The organism is Streptomyces sp. NPDC007905 (genome assembly GCF_042959345.1).
GTDB lineage: Bacteria > Actinomycetota > Actinomycetes > Streptomycetales > Streptomycetaceae > Streptomyces.
Genome location: NZ_JBIBKS010000007.1, coordinates 267,986 through 283,711 on the forward strand (window position 1 = coordinate 267,986; position 15,726 = coordinate 283,711).

Genomic DNA, 15,726 nt, shown 5'->3' on the forward strand with positions numbered 1-15,726 from the left:
CTGTGGGAGGATCGGTGCACTCAGCTGTACAACGTCGCACCCACGAGGAGCGTGCCCATGTCGTCGAATCCGGTCGCCGAGACCGTCGCCTCGCTGCTGCCCCGGGCGAAGGCGGAGCTGACCGAACTGGTCGCCTTCAAGTCGGTGGCGGACTTCGCGCAGTTCCCGAGGAGCGAGAGCGAGGGCGCCGCGAACTGGATCGCCGACGCGCTGCGCGCCGAGGGCTTCGTGGACGTGGCCCTCCTCGACACCCCCGACGACACGCAGTCGGTGTACGGCTATCTGCCGGGCCCGGAGGGCGCCAAAACGGTTCTGCTGTATGCGCACTACGATGTGCAGCCGCCGCTGGACGAGGCCCGCTGGACCACCCCGCCGTTCGAGCTGACCGAGCGGGACGGCCGCTGGTACGGCCGCGGGACCGCCGACTGCAAGGGCGGCCTGGTCATGCACCTGCTCGCGCTGCGCGCGCTGAAGGCGAACGGCGGCGTCCCCGTGCATGTGAAGGTGATCGTCGAGGGCTCCGAGGAGCAGGGCACCGGCGGCCTGGAGCGGTACGCCGAGCAGCACCCCGACCTGCTGGAGGCGGACACCATCGTGATCGGCGACGCGGGCAACTTCCGCGTGGGCCTGCCGACGGTGACCACCACCCTGCGGGGCATGACACTCGTCCGGGTCCAGGTCGACACCCTCGCCGGCAACCTGCACTCGGGCCAGTTCGGCGGTGCCGCCCCGGACGCGCTCGCCGCGCTGATCCGCGTCCTGGACTCGCTGCGCGCCGAGGACGGCTCCACCACGGTCGACGGGCTGGACGCCTCGGCGCGGTGGGAGGGTCTCGAGTACGCCGAGGAGCAGTTCCGCAAGGACGCCAAGGTGCTGGACGGGGTCGGTCTGATCGGTGACGGCTCGGTTGCCGACCGCATCTGGGCCCGTCCGGCGGTCACCGTGCTCGGCATCGACTGCCCGCCGGTGGTGGGTGCCACCCCGTCGGTCCAGTCGAGCGCCCGGGCCCTGATCAGCCTGCGGGTGCCGCCGGGCGTGGACGCGGCCGGGGCCACCAAGCTGCTCCAGGCCCACATCGAGGCCCACACGCCATGGGGCGCCCGGGTGACCACCGAGCAGATCGGTCAGGGCCAGGCGTTCCGCGCCGACACCTCCAGCCCGGCCTACCAGGCGATGGCCGACGCGATGGCGGTCGCCTACCCGGGCGAGACCATGCAGTACGCCGGCCAGGGCGGCTCCATCCCGCTGTGCAACACCCTCGCCGGTCTCTACCCCCGGGCGGAGATCCTGCTGATCGGCCTGAGCGAGCCGGAGGCGCAGATCCACGCGGTCAACGAGAGCGTGTCCCCCGAGGAGCTGGAGCGGCTGTCGGTTGCCGAGGCGCTGTTCCTGCGCAACTACGCGGCGGGCTGAACCCTTCTGCCGACGGCAGAGCGCCCTCGCCCACGGGCGGGGGCGCCGCCTAGCGTCGGCGCATGGACGTCGTCGAACTGCTCCCCCGCCTCCACCTGCTGCGCTTCGCCGTCGGGCAGGCCTACCTCTGGCACGACGGCGAGGAGTCGACGCTGATCGACGCGGGCGCGATCGGCTCGGGCCGCGCGATCGCCGACGCGATCACGGCGCTGGGCCGCGCACCCCGGGACGTGCGGCGGATCGTGCTGACCCACTTCCACGAGGACCACGCGGGCGGGGCGGGGGAGTTCGCCGCGCTCAGCGGCGCCGAGGTACTGGCCCACCACCTGGACGCGCCGTTCGTCCGGGGTGACCGCCCGGGCCCGTCGCCGCGGTTCGAGGACTGGGAGCTGCCGATCCACGCGGAGGTTTCACAGCGCCTTCCCAAGGGCGAGCCGGTACGCCCGCCCGGCGTCACGCCCGTGTCCGGCGGTGACGTGCTCGACTTCGGCGGCGGTGCGCGGGTGGTGCACGTCCCCGGTCACACGGACGGCAGCATCGCCCTGTTCCTTCCCGGCGAGGGCGTGCTGTTCACGGGCGACACGGTGGCGGCCTCGCCGGTCGACGGGGCAGTGATGCCGGGCGTGTTCAACCTCGACCGGCCCCGACTCCTGGCCGCCTTCCACCGGTTGGCGACCCTCGACGTCGAGGTGGCGTGCTTCGGGCACGGTGCCCCGGTGGTGGGCGGGGCCTCGGTGGCACTTCGGCGAGCGGCGGACAGCCATCCGGCCACCGGCTGATCCACTGGCACGCACCGCACGACGATTCCCGGCGCGTCCTGGACCGACTGCCCGACGCGGCACGGGATGCGGCGGCCCACGCCCGGAGCCGTCCCCGGCCCGTCCCGGACGAACTGGCCGACGCGGCACGGGACGCGGCGGCTCACGCCCGGAGCGACTCGATGCTCCCAGCTGCTCAGGCAGCCTGTCCCGCCACCGGCACGCCCGCCTCCAGATAGAGCGCGGCACCGCGCTCCCGGGCCCGCAGCGCCCAGCGCAGCCGCTCGTAGCGGACCGGCGGCAGCATGTCTGCGGCCTCCTGCTCGGTCGCGAAGCGCCACTCGCGCAGCTCCGGCCCCGGCAGCAGCACATGGGCGGCCTCGGCGGAGTCCAGCCGGCCGCCGTCGAATAGCAGGCGCAGCCCGCCGAAGCCGGGGGGTGCGGGCCGCTCCCAGTCGACGACGAGCAGTTGGGGCACCGCCCGCAGCCGTATCCCGGTCTCCTCGGCGACCTCCCGCATACCGGCGCGGGCGGGAGCCTCGCCCCGCTCGACCACACCGCCGGGGAACTCCCAGCCGGGCTTGTACGTGGGGTCCACGAGCAGCACCCGGTCCTGCTCGTCGAAGAGAAGCACTCCGGCGGCGAGGGTCTCGGCGGTGGGCTCGGGGGTCTGCACGATGTCGCACGGGGGTACGGCGCCGCTGCCGACGGCGCCGGCGATGCGGACGGCGGTGTCGTACGGGGTGAGGGCGCTGGTGTCCATGAGGTGGGCGTCGCCGGTGAGCCAGGAGGCCAGGGCGGCCCGGTAGGCCTCGATGTGGTCGTACGCCCACTGTCGTACCCGCATCTCGCCGTCCGGCAGGTCGGGCGGGATCTCCCGCCCGGCTATCCGCTCGCGCAGGATCGTTTCCGCCGGGGCGAGGAGCACGTGCCGTACGGGGATCCGGCGGGCGGCGAGGCCGCCGAAGATCTCGTCGCGATACTCCTGGCGCAGCAGGGTCATGGGAACCACCAGGGTCCCGCCCAGCTCGGCGAGCATCGCGGCCGCCGTGTCGATGACGAGTCGGCGCCAGATCGGCAGGTCCTGGAAGTCGCCGACGTCGGCGAGGCGTTTGGGCGGCAGCAGGTGCGAGAGCGCTCCACCGATGACCTCGGGGTCGAAGAGCGCGCTGTTCGGGATCAGTTCGATCAATTCCCGTGCGGTCGTGGTCTTTCCCGCACCGAACGCGCCGTTGATCCAGACGACGGTCACGGACTCCCCCTCTTCTGTTGGCCCCCTGTGGCTTGCCCGTTCCACCCTGCCACGGAAACCACATCCCGTTGAGGGCGCCCACACGGCAGTGCCGGTGCCCCCTGGCGAAGGGGACACCGGCACGGCCGCTCCGGGCTACTCCTGCCCCAGCGCGTGGTCGTCCGCGGCGAGGCTGTCCTGGCTGACGAGGTGGTCGACGTTGTCGAGGGTGCCGGAGACGTTGAGATCCTTCAGGGGTCCCTTGTCCGCGGCGTGGGACGGGGTGAGGGCTGCCACGACGAATCCGGTGGCGAGGGTGGCGATGGCGAGCATGCTGCGCTTCTTCATGCCCTGATCAACTGCGCAGCCGTCCGGGGGTCACGCGGTTCACGGCGATTGCGTTCCTCACCCTCGGGCCGGCCACGGGGAAACCTCGTGGCCGCTGTGATCAACAGGCCGGTATGGTCCGGGTTCCGGCCTGCCGGAACCCGGCGGACCACGACGAGGAGAGCCACCGGCATGACCAGCCACCGCCCGACCACCACCCTTTGGCGCCCCACCGGCCCCATGGAGCTGGACCTGGTCCGGGAGCTGGACTGGAGGGCATGGCCGCCGCGGCTGCCCGAACAGCCGATCTTCTACCCGGTCCTCAACGAGGACTACGCGCTCAGGATCGCCCGCGACTGGAACGTGAAGCACGACGGCGCCGGTTTCGTGACGCGCTTCGAGGTCGACACGGAGTTCCTCGGGCGCCATCCCGTCCGCCGCGCCGGCGGCGAGACGATCCTCGAACTGTGGGTCCCGGCCGAGGAGCTGGACGAGTTCAACGCCCACATCGTCGGCCGGATCGAGAGCGTGCACGAGTTCCGGTGAGACCACGGGAGGCCGGGCGAACCAACACAACCGAACGCCCGGCACCTCCGTCATCCGGCATATGGCCCAGCCGGCAAGGGCGGTGACGGTGTATCGACGAACCCGGACCCTTCCCTTCCAACACAGTCCGACACGTCCTACCGTAAACGCGCACCGGTGACACGTACATGCCGTCATGCCGTCATTCCCGCTTTCGCGAGTCGGAGGAACGTCAACGATGCGTCACCCTCACACCCGCACCACCCGCACCACCTGCCGAAGAGTGGCCGGAGCGCTCACCGCAGGCCTGCTGTGCACGGCAGGCCTGGCCGCCCCCGCCGTCGCGGCCCCCGCCCCACACCCCCTTGCCGCGCCCTCCCTGGCCGACGGCCTCGCCCTCACCCCGCCCATGGGCTTCAACAACTGGAACTCCACGCACTGCCGCGCGGACTTCAACGAGGCCATGGTCGAAGGGATCGCGGATCTCTTCGTGGACAAGGGCCTGAAGGACGCCGGCTACCAGTACGTGAACCTCGACGACTGCTGGGCCCTGCCGAGCCGGGACGCCAACGGCAAGCTGGTGCCCGACCCGGCCCGCTTCCCGAACGGGATCAAGGCCGTCGCGGACTACGTCCACTCCAAGGGCCTCAAACTCGGCATCTACACCAGTGCCGGCACCAAGACCTGCAACAGCGCGGGCTTCCCGGGCGCGCTCGGGCACGAGTACAGCGACGCCCAGCAGTTCGCCGACTGGGGTGTGGACTACCTCAAGTACGACAACTGCAACAACCTCGGAGTCGACGCAAAGACGCGGTACAGGACGATGCGCGACGCGCTGCAGGCCGCCTCCGAGAAGACGGGCCGGCCCCTCGTCTACAGCATCTGCGAATGGGGCGAGAACAGGCCCTGGGAGTGGGCCGCGGACGTCGGCCACCTGTGGCGGACCACCGGTGACATCAGCGACAGCTGGAGTTCGATGCTGTCGATCCTCAAGCAGAACCTCCCGCTCGCACCGTACGCCGGACCTGGCCACTGGAACGACCCCGACATGCTGGAGGTCGGCAACGGCGGGATGACGGACACCGAGTACCGCTCCCACTTCTCCCTCTGGTCGGTCATGGCCGCACCCCTGCTCATCGGCACCGATCTGCGCAAGGCATCCCGGGCGACCTTCGACATCCTGGACAACAAGGAGGTCGTCGCCGTCGACCAGGACCCGCTGGGCAAACAGGGGACCGTCGTGTCCTCCGCGGGCGGGCGCTGGGTCATCGCCAAGGAGATGAAGGACGGCAGCCGCGCGGTCGCCCTGTTCAACGAGTCCGGCACCGCCCAGCGGATCGCCACCACCGCGGGTGCCGTGGGTCTGCCCGATGCCCCCGCCTACACCCTGCGCGACCTGTGGCAGCACCGCGTCTACAACACCGCCGGCACCCTCGCGGCCACCGTCCCGGCCCACGGCACGGTCCTGCTGCGGGTCTCCGCCGACCCGGACTGGGCCGCCAACCCTCCGGCCGCCGAACTGGGCCTGGAAGGGAGCCCGTTCGTACAGGCGGGCGTCCCGGCCACGCTGACCACCGCCGTCACCGACCTGGGCCGCACGGCGGCGCGCCGGGTGTCGGTGTCGCTGACCGGCCCGGACGGATGGACCGTGCGCGCGACCTCGGCGACCACGGCCGCCACCCTCTCCACGGGCAGGTCCCTGCGTACCGGCTGGACGGTGACCGCTCCGGCCGGGACGCCGACGGGATCGTACGGCCTTTCTCTGCAGGCGAGTTACCGTTCGCCCACCGGAGAGAGCGTGACCAGCAGCCTTCCGCTCACCGCGACCGTCGTAGTGCCGCCGCCCACCGGGACGTCGTACCTCGGCGATCTGCCGTGGCTGTCGGCGACCAGCGGCTGGGGGCCGGTCGAGCGCGACACCAGCAACGGGGAGAGCGCCGCGGGCGACGGCCGGCCGATCACCCTGGGCGGTGTGGTGTACGCCAAGGGGCTCGGTGTCCACGCGGAGAGCGAGGTCTCCCTCTACACCGGCAGGGCCTGCGAGAAGGTGACCGCGGAGGTCGGCGTGGACGACGAGAAGGGCACGAAGGGCACCGTCGCCTTCGAGATCTGGGCGGACGGCGCCAAGGCCGCCTCGACCGGCGTGCTGACCAACGCGGAGCCCGCCCGGCCGCTCACCGCCGACATCACCGGCGCCCAGGTGGTCCGCCTGGTCGTCACCGACGGCGGGGACGGCATCGACTCGGACCACGCGGACTGGGCGGACGCGCGGATCAGCTGCTGAAACGATTCTGAGGGGCTTGCGGGCGCCCGCTCGGTGTCCTCAGACCCCCGCCGCGGTCGCATCCGGCCTCCGGGCCAGCGCGGCCGCGGCGGCGCCTACCAGTCCGGCGTCCGTGCCCATCTGCGCCGACGTGACGGTCAGCCGCTGGACGAAGGAGAGGGTCGCGTAGTCGGCGAGGGCCTTGCGCAGAGGCGTGAAGAGGATGTCGCCGGCCTTGCCGACGCCCCCGCCGATCACCGCGATGTCGATCTCCACCAGGGTGGCGGTGGCCGCGATCCCGGCGGCCAGAGCCTGCGCGGCCCGCTCGAAGGAGGCCACGGCGACCGGGTCGCCCTGGCGGGCGGCGGCGGCGACCGCTGCGGCGGAGGTGTCGCCGTCCGGGCCCGACCGCCAGCCCCGCTCCAGGGCGCGGCGGGCGATGTTGGGGCCGCTGGCGATGCGCTCGACGCAGCCGCGTGAGCCGCAAGGGCACGGGTCGCCGTCGAGGTCGACGCTGATGTGCCCGATGTGCCCGGCGTTGCCGGTCGGGCCGGGATGCAGCTGCCCGCCCAGGACCAGGCCGCCCCCGACGCCCGTCGAGACCACCATGCACAGCGCGTTGTCGTGACCGCGGGCAGCGCCCTGCCAGTGCTCGGCCGCGGTGATCGCCACCCCGTCGCCGATCAGCTCGACCGGCAGGCCCCCGGTGGCCGCGCGCACCCGCTCGACCAGTGGGAAGTCGCGCCAGCCGGGCACGTTCACGGGGCTCACCGTGCCCGCCGAGGCGTCCACCGGGCCCGCGCTGCCGATGCCGATCGAGCCGGCGCGTCCCCACAGGGGTGACCCGGCGAGGTCGCCGAGCACCTCCTCGACGGCCCGCATGACCGTTTCGCCGTCCTGCCGCGCGGGCGTCGCGCGCTGGGCGCGGGCCTGGATCCGTCCATGAGCGTCCACCAGTGCGCCGGCAATCTTGGTGCCGCCGATGTCCAGGGCCGCCACGAGGTCGGTGTGCATCAGAGTCAGATCTCCCCGTTGAACCTTGAGAACCAGAAAAAAGCGGGCCGGTCGAGCGGTGGGGGCGCAGGCCGGAGACAGCGGTGGACAGTCTCTCGCGCTTCTGACAACGTTGTCCAGGCTCTATGCTCGACGCCACATCCTCATACAACCCGATGGATCGCCGCACCACCCCAGTGGACAACACGGACGACAGGACAGGACGCCGCATCGTGCCCGAGACCACCCGCCGCGCAGAGCACCTCCCCGGGAACCGTTACGGCAACCGCCCGACGATGAAGGACGTGGCGGCGCGGGCCGGGGTGGGCCTGAAGACGGTGTCCCGGGTGGTCAACGGAGAGCCCGGTGTCACCCCGGACACCGAGCGCCGCGTCCAGGAGGCGATCGACGCGCTCGGCTTCCGCCGCAACGACAGCGCGCGCGTCCTGCGCAAGGGCCGTACCGCCAGCATCGGCCTGGTCCTGGAGGACCTCGCGGACCCCTTCTACGGCCCGCTGAGCCGCGCGGTGGAGGAGGTGGCCCGCGCGCACGGCGCCCTGCTGATCAACGGCTCCAGCGCCGAGGACCCGGAGCGGGAGCAGGAGCTCGCGCTGGCGCTGTGCGCACGGCGGGTGGACGGTCTGGTGGTGATCCCGGCCGGCGACGACCACCGGTACCTGGAGCCGGAGATCAGGGCGGGCGTGGCCACGGTGTTCGTGGACCGCCCCGCCGGGAAGATCGAGGCCGATGTCGTCCTGTCCGACAACTACGGTGGTGCGCGCGACGGCGTCACCCACCTGATCGCGCACGGCCACCGCCGGATCGGGTTCATCGGCGACATGCCCCGCATCCACACCACGGCCGAGCGGCTGCGCGGCTACCGGGCCGCCATGGAGGACGCCGGGATACCCGTCGAGGAGCAGTGGATGTCCCTCGGCGCGACGGATCCGGTGCGCGTGCGCCGGGCGGCCGAGGAGATGCTCTCGAGCTCCTCCCCCGTCACCGCGATCTTCGCGGGCAACAACCGGGTGACGGTCACCGTGATCCGGGTGCTCGCCGAGCAGTCCCGCCCGGTCGCCCTCGTCGGCTTCGACGACATCGAGCTGGCCGATCTGCTCCAGCCGGGCGTCACGGTCGTCGCCCAGGACGCCGCCGCTCTCGGCCGCACCGCCGCCGAGCGTCTCTTCCGCCAGCTGGACGGCAGTCTCGTCGCGCCGGAGCGCATCGAGCTGCCGACCCGCCTGATCACCCGCGGCTCCGGCGAGCTGCCGCCCGCCGGATGAGGCGCCCATGACCGGCCGCACGCTGGAGGAGCTGGGCCTCGCCGGGGCTCCGAGCGAGCATCCCCTGTTCTATCCGGGTGCCTGGCCCGCCGACTCCGGGCTGTTGCACGGCGACCGCATGCTTCCCCTCGACCGCCTGGTGTACGACGACCGGGTGCCGGTTATCGCGGTCGGCTCCAACGCCAGCCCCGCCCAGCTGCGCCACAAGATGACGGAGTGCGGGATCTCTTCCCCGCTGCCGATGGTGCGGGCACGGGTGCGCGGGGTCGACACGGGCGTCTCGGCGCACGTCAGCCGTCTGGGCTACGTCTCCGCCTCGCCCGTCAAGTATCCGAGCGGGCTGCGTGAGTTGTTCGTCATCTGGCTGGACCCCTGGCAACTGGCCGTGATCGACGCCAGCGAGGGTGCGCCACTGCCCGACGGCAACTTCCGCAGGGCCTGGCTGCCCGCGCCGGACGTCCACATCGAGCTGGCGGACGGACAAGTGCTGCCCGGGGCCTACGCGTACGTCAACCGGCACGGGGTGCTGCACAACGGCGCCCGCGCACCGCGTCGGCACCCCGGCGACCAGCACACCCTCATCACCGAACTCCTGGTGGCGTCGGCTCCGTTGAGGGAGTTGTTCGGCCTCACCCCGGAGGAGTTCTGCGCGCGGGCCCGCGTGGACGTCGCTCTGTGCGCGCGGGGCACCCGGCTGTTCGCCGAGCAGAAGTGGGTGACCGCGTCCGGGCTCGAGCCTTACGCCGCCGGGTCGGCAGACGAGTAGACGAGGAGACGAGTGGTCCGGGGCACCGGTGCGCCCGGCGACACCGCCGCCCAGTCCCCCGTACGCCGTGTCGGTGAAGGGCGTTGGGGGTAGGGGGCGGCGGTGCGGGCCGGGTCGTCGGTTACTTGGCCGAGGCCGTCAGGCCGCCGCGCCGCGGGGCCGCGAAGCCCTCCAGGTCGGCCCGGGTCAGACCGGTGAGCCGGGCGACCTCGGCGATGTCGAGGGCGCCGCAGTCCAGGCCGCGCAGCAGGTAACCGCCGAGGGCCTTGGCGGTGGCGGGCTCGTCCATGACGTCGCCGCCCGCGCGGTTGGCGTAGCGGGCGAGCCGGGCCGCCGCCTGCTCGAAGCCCTCGCGGTAGAAGGCGAAGACGGCGGCGTAGCGGGTCGGGATGTGACCGGGATGCATGTCCCAGCCCTGGTAGTAGGCCCGGGCGAGGGCGCGGCGGGTGAGGCCGTAGTGCAGGCGCCAGGCGTCGTGGACCTTCGCGGTCGGGCCGACCGGGAGGACGTTGGTCGAGCCGTCCGAGACGCGTACGCCGGTGCCCGCGGCCGCGACCTGCATGATGGCCTTGGCGTGGTCGGCGGCGGGGTGGTCGCCGGCCTGGTAGGCGGCGGAGACGCCGAGGCAGGCGCTGTAGTCGAAGGTGCCGTAGTGCAGGCCGGTGGCCCGGCCCTCGGCGGCCTGGATCATGCGGGCGACGGTGGCGGTGCCGTCGGTGGCCAGGATGGACTGGCTGGTCTCGATCTGGATCTCGAAGCCGAGCCGGCCCGCCTCCAGGCCGTGGACCTTCTCGAAGGCTTCCAGGAGCCGTACGAACGCGGTGACCTGCTCGGCGTACGTCACCTTCGGCAGGGTCAGTACCAGCCCCTCGGGCAGGCCGCCCGCCTCGATCAGGCCGGTGAGGAAGACGTCGAGGGTACGGATGCCCCGGTCGCGCACGGCGGCCTCCATGCACTTCATGCGGATGCCCATGTACGGGGCCGCCGTGCCGTTCCTGTGGGCCTCGGCGATCAGGCGGGCCGCGCGGGCGGCCGCCTCGTCCTCCTCGGCGTCCGGGCGGGGGCCGTAGCCGTCCTCGAAGTCGACGCGCAGGTCCTCGATCGGCTCGCGCTCCAGTTTGGCGCGGACGCGGGAGTGGACGGGCTCGGCGAGGTCGTCGGACAGACCGAGGACGGCCGCGAACGAGGCCGCGTCCGGGGCGTGCTCGTCGAGGGCCGCGAGGGCCTGGTCGCCCCAGGAGCGGAGGGTGTCGGCGGCGAAGGCGTCACCGGGGACGTACACGGTGTGGACGGGCTGCCGGGTGCCGGGGTCTCCGGGGTAGCGGTGCTCCAGTTCCGCGTCGACCGGCGCGAGGGAGGCGCTGATCTCCTCGCTGACGGCACCCGCAAGGCTCGTCGCCACCATCTGCTGCTGACCCATCCCACACCCTCCATTTTCCGCTATACGGAATCAACAATCCGTAGAATGAAGTTATCCGGGGTGGTTCCCGCCGGTCAACACCCTCCGGTGCCGCGGTCACGGCCCATCGGGGACGCATCCAGGATGCACCGAGGCCCCTGTGACCGCGCCGGTCACAGGGGCCTCGTACCGCTCCGAGGGGGTTCAGCCCTTGCGGGTCTTGATCTCCTCGGTCAGCTGCGGGACGACGTCGAAGAGGTCGCCGACCACGCCGTAGTCGACCAGGTCGAAGATCGGGGCCTCGGCGTCCTTGTTGACGGCCACGATGGTCTTGGACGTCTGCATACCGGCGCGGTGCTGGATCGCACCGGAGATGCCGTTGGCGATGTACAGCTGCGGGGAGACCGACTTACCGGTCTGGCCGACCTGGTTGGTGTGCGGGTACCAGCCGGCGTCCACCGCGGCACGCGAGGCGCCGACGGCCGCGCCGAGGGAGTCGGCGAGCGCCTCGATGATCGAGAAGTTCTCCGCGCCGTTGACGCCACGGCCACCGGAGACCACGATCGCGGCCTCGGTCAGCTCCGGGCGGCCCGTCGACTCACGCGGCGTACGGCCGGTGATCTTCGTGCCGGTCGCCTTGTCCGAGAAGGACACGGACAGGGCCTCGACCGCGCCCGCGGCCGGGGCGGCCTCGACGGCGGCGCTGTTGGGCTTGACGGTGATGACCGGGGTGCCCTTGATGACGCGGGACTTGGTGGTGAAGGACGCGGCGAACACCGACTGGGTGGCCACCGGGCCCTCGTCGCCGGCCTCGAGGTCGACGGCGTCGGTGATGATGCCGGAGCCGATGCGCAGCGCCAGACGGGCGGCGATCTCCTTGGCCTCGGCGGAGGACGGGACCAGCACGGCGGCCGGGGAGACGGCCTCGTAGGCGGCCTGCAGCGCGTCGACCTTCGGCACGACCAGGTACTCGGCGTACTCGGACGCGTCGTGGGTGAGGACCTTCACCGCGCCGTGCTCGGCGAGCGTGGCGGCGGTGTCGGCGGCGCCGTTGCCCAGCGCGACGGCGACGGGCTCGCCGATGCGGCGGGCCAGGGTCAGCAGCTCCAGGGTGGGCTTGCGGACGGCACCGTCCACGTGGTCGACGTAGACGAGGACTTCAGCCATGGGATTGCTCTCCTGCGTAACGAAGTTGAGGGGCGGTCAGCGGGGGCGAGCCCTTAGATGAACTTCTGGCTCGCGAGGAACTCAGCGAGCTGCTTGCCGCCCTCGCCCTCGTCCTTGACGATGGTGCCGGCCGTACGGGCCGGACGCTCGGCCACGGCGTCGACCTTGGTGAACGCGCCGTCCAGGCCGACCTCCTCGGCCTCGATGTCCAGGTCGGACAGGTCCCAGGACTCCACCGGCTTCTTCTTGGCCGCCATGATGCCCTTGAAGGACGGGTAGCGGGCCTCACCCGACTGGTCGGTCACGGAGACGACGGCCGGGAGCTGCGCCTCGAGCTGCTCGGAGGCGGCGTCGCCGTCGCGGCGGCCCTTGACCGTGCCGTCCTCGACCGAGACCTCGGACAGCAGGGTGACCTGCGGGACGCCCAGACGCTCGGCGACCAGCGCCGGTACGACACCCATGGTGCCGTCGGTGGAGGCCATGCCGGAGATGACCAGGTCGTAGCCGGCCTTCTCGATCGCCTTGGCGAGCACCAGGGAGGTGCCGATGGCGTCGGTGCCGTGCAGGTCGTCGTCCTCGATGTGGATGGCCTTGTCGGCACCCATGGACAGGGCCTTGCGGAGCGCGTCCTTGGCGTCCTCCGGGCCGATCGTCAGGACGGTGACCTCGGCGTCGTCCGCGTCCTCCGAGATCTGCAGCGCCTGCTCGACCGCGTACTCGTCCAGCTCGGAGAGCAGACCGTCCACGTCGTCGCGGTCGACGGTCAGGTCATCGGCGAAGTGCCGGTCGCCAGTGGCGTCGGGCACGTACTTCACAGTGACAACGATCCTCAAGCTCACGCCGGCTCTCCTACTGCATCGTCATTTCCGGGCTGCCTCTTGCAGGCAGCATAGGCGCCTGAAGCGGCCGATCCCGGTCGGGGCGTCCGCGCGCTCCGACCGAAACATTACTCGGCAGTACACCCAGTTCCTGCCCGCTAAGCAAGCGCTTTGAACTGTGACCTTCGCAACGCAGCGTAACCGGAACTCGACGGCTTCGCAGAAGGGGCGGGCGTGATCAATCCCGCAGGCCGTTGAAGCGGCCCTGGTGGTAAAGGAGGGGGCGGCCGGCGCCCGTGGAGTCGCCGAGGAGCACCTCGGCGAGCACGATGCGGTGATCCCCGGCCGGCACACGCCCGACGATCCGGCAGACCAGCCAGGCCAGTACGTCGTCCAGGACCGGTACGCCGTTCGGGCCCTCGCGCCAGGCCGTGGGCGCCCCGAAGCGGTCGGCGCCGCTGCGGGCGAAGGTGGCGGCCAGATCGCTCTGGTGCTCACCGAGTATGTGGATGCCGACGTGCTCGGTCTCGGCCACTGCGGGCCAGCTGGAGGCGCCCGTGCCGATGCCGAACGAGACGAGCGGGGGTTCGGCCGACACGGAGGTGAGGGAGGTGGCGGTGAAGCCGACCGGGCCACGGGCGCCGCGCGCGGTGATCACCGCGACACCGGCGGCATGCCGACGGAAGGTGGAGCGCAACAGGTCCGGGGAGGCGAGCTGGAAGGTACCGAGGTCGGGCGTGGCCGTCATGGAGTTGTCCTTCTGCGAGGGGCGGGGCACAGGTCCGTGGCTGCTCAACGGCCCGGACAGCGCGCGCTCGCGGTGCGGGCCAGGTCGACGTGGACCCGCCCGAAGAGAAGGAGTTGGATCGGCATACGGTCAGGCTGACGATAGGTGGCCCGCGCAGTCAAGTTGGGTCCGGCATCTGGGAGATGCCTCACCGTGCCCCCAAGTGTCCTCACACCGCCTCCCCCAGGGCCGCGATGACGTCGGCCTTGCGCGGCTGCCCGGTGGCGCGCCGCACCACCCGGCCGTCCGCGTCGAGGACCAGCACGGTGGGCGTCTTGAGGACTTCCAGCTCGCGTACGAGGTCCAGACGGGCCTCGGCGTCGATCTCGACGTGGGCCACGCCCGGGACCATTCCGGCGACCTCGCCGAGGACGCGCCGGGTGGCCCGGCAGGGCGCGCAGAAGGCACTGGAGAACTGCACGAGCGTGGCCCGCTCCCCGAGTTCGCCGCCCAACTCGGCCGCACCGAGCCGCTTGCCTTCGTCCCGCACGCGCACCCGTACTCTCCCGCTCCGCCGCTGGTGCAGCACTCCGTAGGCGCTCGCCATGACGAGCACCGCCACGCACACCACCACTCCGGTCATCATCTGCACAAGCTTTCATGAGACTGCAAAGATTCCCGTCTCCCGGATCAGGGTCCGCCGCGGAATGCTTGATTCATGGACATCGATGTGAGGGGGCCGCGCTTCGGGGCGGCCGTGACGACCGTCGTGCTGGCGGTGGCGCTCATCACGCAGAACGCCTGGCTACTCGCCTGGCAGACCGTGGTGTTCGCGCTCGGCGCGGCGGGCGGGGTGGCCCGGTCGCCGTACGGCCTGTTCTTCCGGACGCTGGTACGGCCGAGGCTGGGGCCGCCCACGGAGTTCGAGCCGCCGGAACCGCCGCGGTTCGCGCAGGCCGTGGGGCTGGTGTTCGCCGGGCTCGGGCTCGTCGGATTCTCGGTGGGGCCCGCCTGGCTCGGGCTCGCGGCGACCGGGGCGGCACTCGCGGCAGCCTTCCTCAACGCGGTGTTCGGGTACTGCCTGGGGTGCGAGATGTACCTGCTCCTGAAGAGGGTCACGGTACGGGTGGAGTAAGGGGTAAAGGGAGCACGGAGGCGGGGCACTAGGCCGACGTGACGAGGATCTCGCCGCCGCGGGGCACCAGGACTGGCTACCCGTCCGTTCTTCGGGCACGATCTGCGAGACGCCGTAAACCTACGGCTGCGTAACCTCCCGCCGGGAGCCCGCTTTCCCGAGCAGAGCAGAAAGGGCTCACCCCGCCCATGGCAGAGCTGGTCTACCGTCCCGTCATCGGTCTCGCCAAGACGCTGTTCAAGGCCTGGGACCTGAAGATCGACTGTCAGGGGTCGGAGAACATCCCGCGCTCGGGCGGCGCCGTGCTGGTGAGCAATCACATCAGCTACCTGGACTTCATCTTCAACGGCCTGGCGGCCCTGCCGCAGAAGCGTCTGGTGCGCTTCATGGCGAAGGAGGCGGTCTTCCGGCACAAGGTGTCCGGACCGCTGATGCGCGGGATGAAGCACATCCCGGTCGACCGCACGCGGGGCGAGGCGGCCTTCGCGCACGCGCTGGACTCGCTGCGCTCCGGCGAGGTCATCGGGGTGTTCCCGGAGGCCACGATCTCGCAGTCCTTCACCCTGAAGAGCTTCAAGTCGGGCGCGGCCCGCCTCGCCCAGGAGGCGGGCGTCCCGCTCGTCCCGATGGCGGTGTGGGGCACGCAGCGGCTGTGGACCAAGGGCCAGCCCCGCAACTTCAAGCGCAGCCACACCCCCATCACCATCCGGGTCGGCGAGCCGGTCGAGGCCCCGAGCGACCAGTACGCGGGCGCCATCACCCGCCGCTTGCGCGAGCGCGTCCAGGAACTGCTGGAGGCCGCCCAGCGCGCCTACCCCACGCGCCCCAAGGGACCGGAGGACACCTGGTGGCTGCCGGCCCACCTCGGGGGCACGGCCCCCACGGCGGAACAGCTGCGGACGGCCGAGGCCCACTGACACC

At 71.8% G+C, this 15,726-nt stretch carries 16 protein-coding genes; 8 read left to right on the top strand and 8 right to left on the bottom strand.

The window, feature by feature from the left end; genetic code table 11:
- The first annotated feature begins 57 nt into the window (after positions 1-57).
- On the top strand, positions 58-1,413 hold the full coding sequence (locus ACFZDC_RS15270; RefSeq protein ID WP_391323892.1) for a M20/M25/M40 family metallo-hydrolase: 1,356 nt from the start codon (positions 58-60) through the stop codon (positions 1,411-1,413).
- A 62-nt stretch (positions 1,414-1,475) separates the two neighbouring features.
- Positions 1,476-2,192 carry an MBL fold metallo-hydrolase gene (locus ACFZDC_RS15275; RefSeq protein ID WP_391323894.1) on the top strand — a complete coding sequence of 239 codons (717 nt, stop codon included), beginning with the start codon at positions 1,476-1,478 and terminating at the stop codon, positions 2,190-2,192.
- Positions 2,193-2,367: 175 nt separating this feature from the next.
- On the opposite strand, the gene ACFZDC_RS15280 is transcribed toward ACFZDC_RS15275, so the two are convergent.
- Both ACFZDC_RS15280 and ACFZDC_RS15285 read right to left on the bottom strand, forming a co-directional pair.
- Positions 2,368-3,423: an NUDIX domain-containing protein gene (locus tag ACFZDC_RS15280; protein ID WP_391323896.1), complete on the bottom strand. Its 1,056-nt coding sequence runs from the start codon at positions 3,421-3,423 to the stop codon at positions 2,368-2,370.
- Between the two features lie 135 nt (positions 3,424-3,558).
- Positions 3,559-3,750 (bottom strand): hypothetical protein, encoded by a 192-nt coding sequence (locus ACFZDC_RS15285; protein ID WP_391323898.1) that lies wholly within the window; start codon positions 3,748-3,750, stop codon positions 3,559-3,561.
- Positions 3,751-3,921: 171 nt separating this feature from the next.
- On the opposite strand from ACFZDC_RS15285, the gene ACFZDC_RS15290 reads away from it, so the two are divergent.
- Entirely contained in the window at positions 3,922-4,275 is a 354-nt protein-coding gene (locus ACFZDC_RS15290) for a hypothetical protein (RefSeq protein ID WP_391323900.1), read from the top strand.
- 217 nt (positions 4,276-4,492) lie between these two features.
- Positions 4,493-6,538 (top strand): NPCBM/NEW2 domain-containing protein, encoded by a 2,046-nt coding sequence (locus ACFZDC_RS15295; protein WP_391323902.1) that lies wholly within the window; start codon positions 4,493-4,495, stop codon positions 6,536-6,538.
- 39 nt (positions 6,539-6,577) lie between these two features.
- Here the strand turns inward: ACFZDC_RS15295 and ACFZDC_RS15300 are convergent, their stop codons facing one another.
- Positions 6,578-7,531: an ROK family protein gene (locus ACFZDC_RS15300; RefSeq protein ID WP_391323904.1), complete on the bottom strand. Its 954-nt coding sequence runs from the start codon at positions 7,529-7,531 to the stop codon at positions 6,578-6,580.
- Positions 7,532-7,743: 212 nt separating this feature from the next.
- On the opposite strand from ACFZDC_RS15300, the gene ACFZDC_RS15305 reads away from it, so the two are divergent.
- Together ACFZDC_RS15305 and ACFZDC_RS15310 are read left to right on the top strand one after the other, a co-directional pair.
- The gene (locus ACFZDC_RS15305; RefSeq protein ID WP_391323906.1) at positions 7,744-8,793 is read left to right on the top strand and encodes a substrate-binding domain-containing protein; all 1,050 of its coding nucleotides are present in this window, start codon (positions 7,744-7,746) and stop codon (positions 8,791-8,793) included.
- A gap of 7 nt (positions 8,794-8,800) precedes the next feature.
- On the top strand, positions 8,801-9,559 hold the full coding sequence (locus tag ACFZDC_RS15310; RefSeq protein WP_391323908.1) for a hypothetical protein: 759 nt from the start codon (positions 8,801-8,803) through the stop codon (positions 9,557-9,559).
- 121 nt (positions 9,560-9,680) lie between these two features.
- Here ACFZDC_RS15310 and ACFZDC_RS15315 read toward each other — a convergent pair whose 3' ends face one another.
- From ACFZDC_RS15315 to ACFZDC_RS15335, 5 genes are all read right to left on the bottom strand, one after another.
- Complete coding sequence (locus tag ACFZDC_RS15315) at positions 9,681-10,979, bottom strand: DUF6986 family protein (protein ID WP_391323910.1); 1,299 nt, start codon at positions 10,977-10,979, stop codon at positions 9,681-9,683.
- Between the two features lie 183 nt (positions 10,980-11,162).
- Positions 11,163-12,125 carry an FAD-binding protein gene (locus ACFZDC_RS15320; protein WP_391323912.1) on the bottom strand — a complete coding sequence of 321 codons (963 nt, stop codon included), beginning with the start codon at positions 12,123-12,125 and terminating at the stop codon, positions 11,163-11,165.
- Between the two features lie 53 nt (positions 12,126-12,178).
- Entirely contained in the window at positions 12,179-12,964 is a 786-nt protein-coding gene (locus ACFZDC_RS15325; protein ID WP_391323913.1) for an electron transfer flavoprotein subunit beta/FixA family protein, read from the bottom strand.
- A 217-nt stretch (positions 12,965-13,181) separates the two neighbouring features.
- On the bottom strand, positions 13,182-13,691 hold the full coding sequence (locus ACFZDC_RS15330) for a flavin reductase (protein ID WP_391323915.1): 510 nt from the start codon (positions 13,689-13,691) through the stop codon (positions 13,182-13,184).
- Between the two features lie 208 nt (positions 13,692-13,899).
- Positions 13,900-14,313 carry a thioredoxin domain-containing protein gene (locus ACFZDC_RS15335; RefSeq protein WP_391324056.1) on the bottom strand — a complete coding sequence of 138 codons (414 nt, stop codon included), beginning with the start codon at positions 14,311-14,313 and terminating at the stop codon, positions 13,900-13,902.
- 75 nt (positions 14,314-14,388) lie between these two features.
- Here ACFZDC_RS15335 and ACFZDC_RS15340 point away from each other — a divergent pair, with 75 nt between their 5' ends.
- Together ACFZDC_RS15340 and ACFZDC_RS15345 are read left to right on the top strand one after the other, a co-directional pair.
- The gene (locus ACFZDC_RS15340; protein WP_391323917.1) at positions 14,389-14,805 is read left to right on the top strand and encodes a DUF4395 family protein; all 417 of its coding nucleotides are present in this window, start codon (positions 14,389-14,391) and stop codon (positions 14,803-14,805) included.
- A 188-nt stretch (positions 14,806-14,993) separates the two neighbouring features.
- Complete coding sequence (locus ACFZDC_RS15345) at positions 14,994-15,722, top strand: 1-acyl-sn-glycerol-3-phosphate acyltransferase (protein ID WP_391323918.1); 729 nt, start codon at positions 14,994-14,996, stop codon at positions 15,720-15,722.
- Positions 15,723-15,726: the final 4 nt, after the last annotated feature.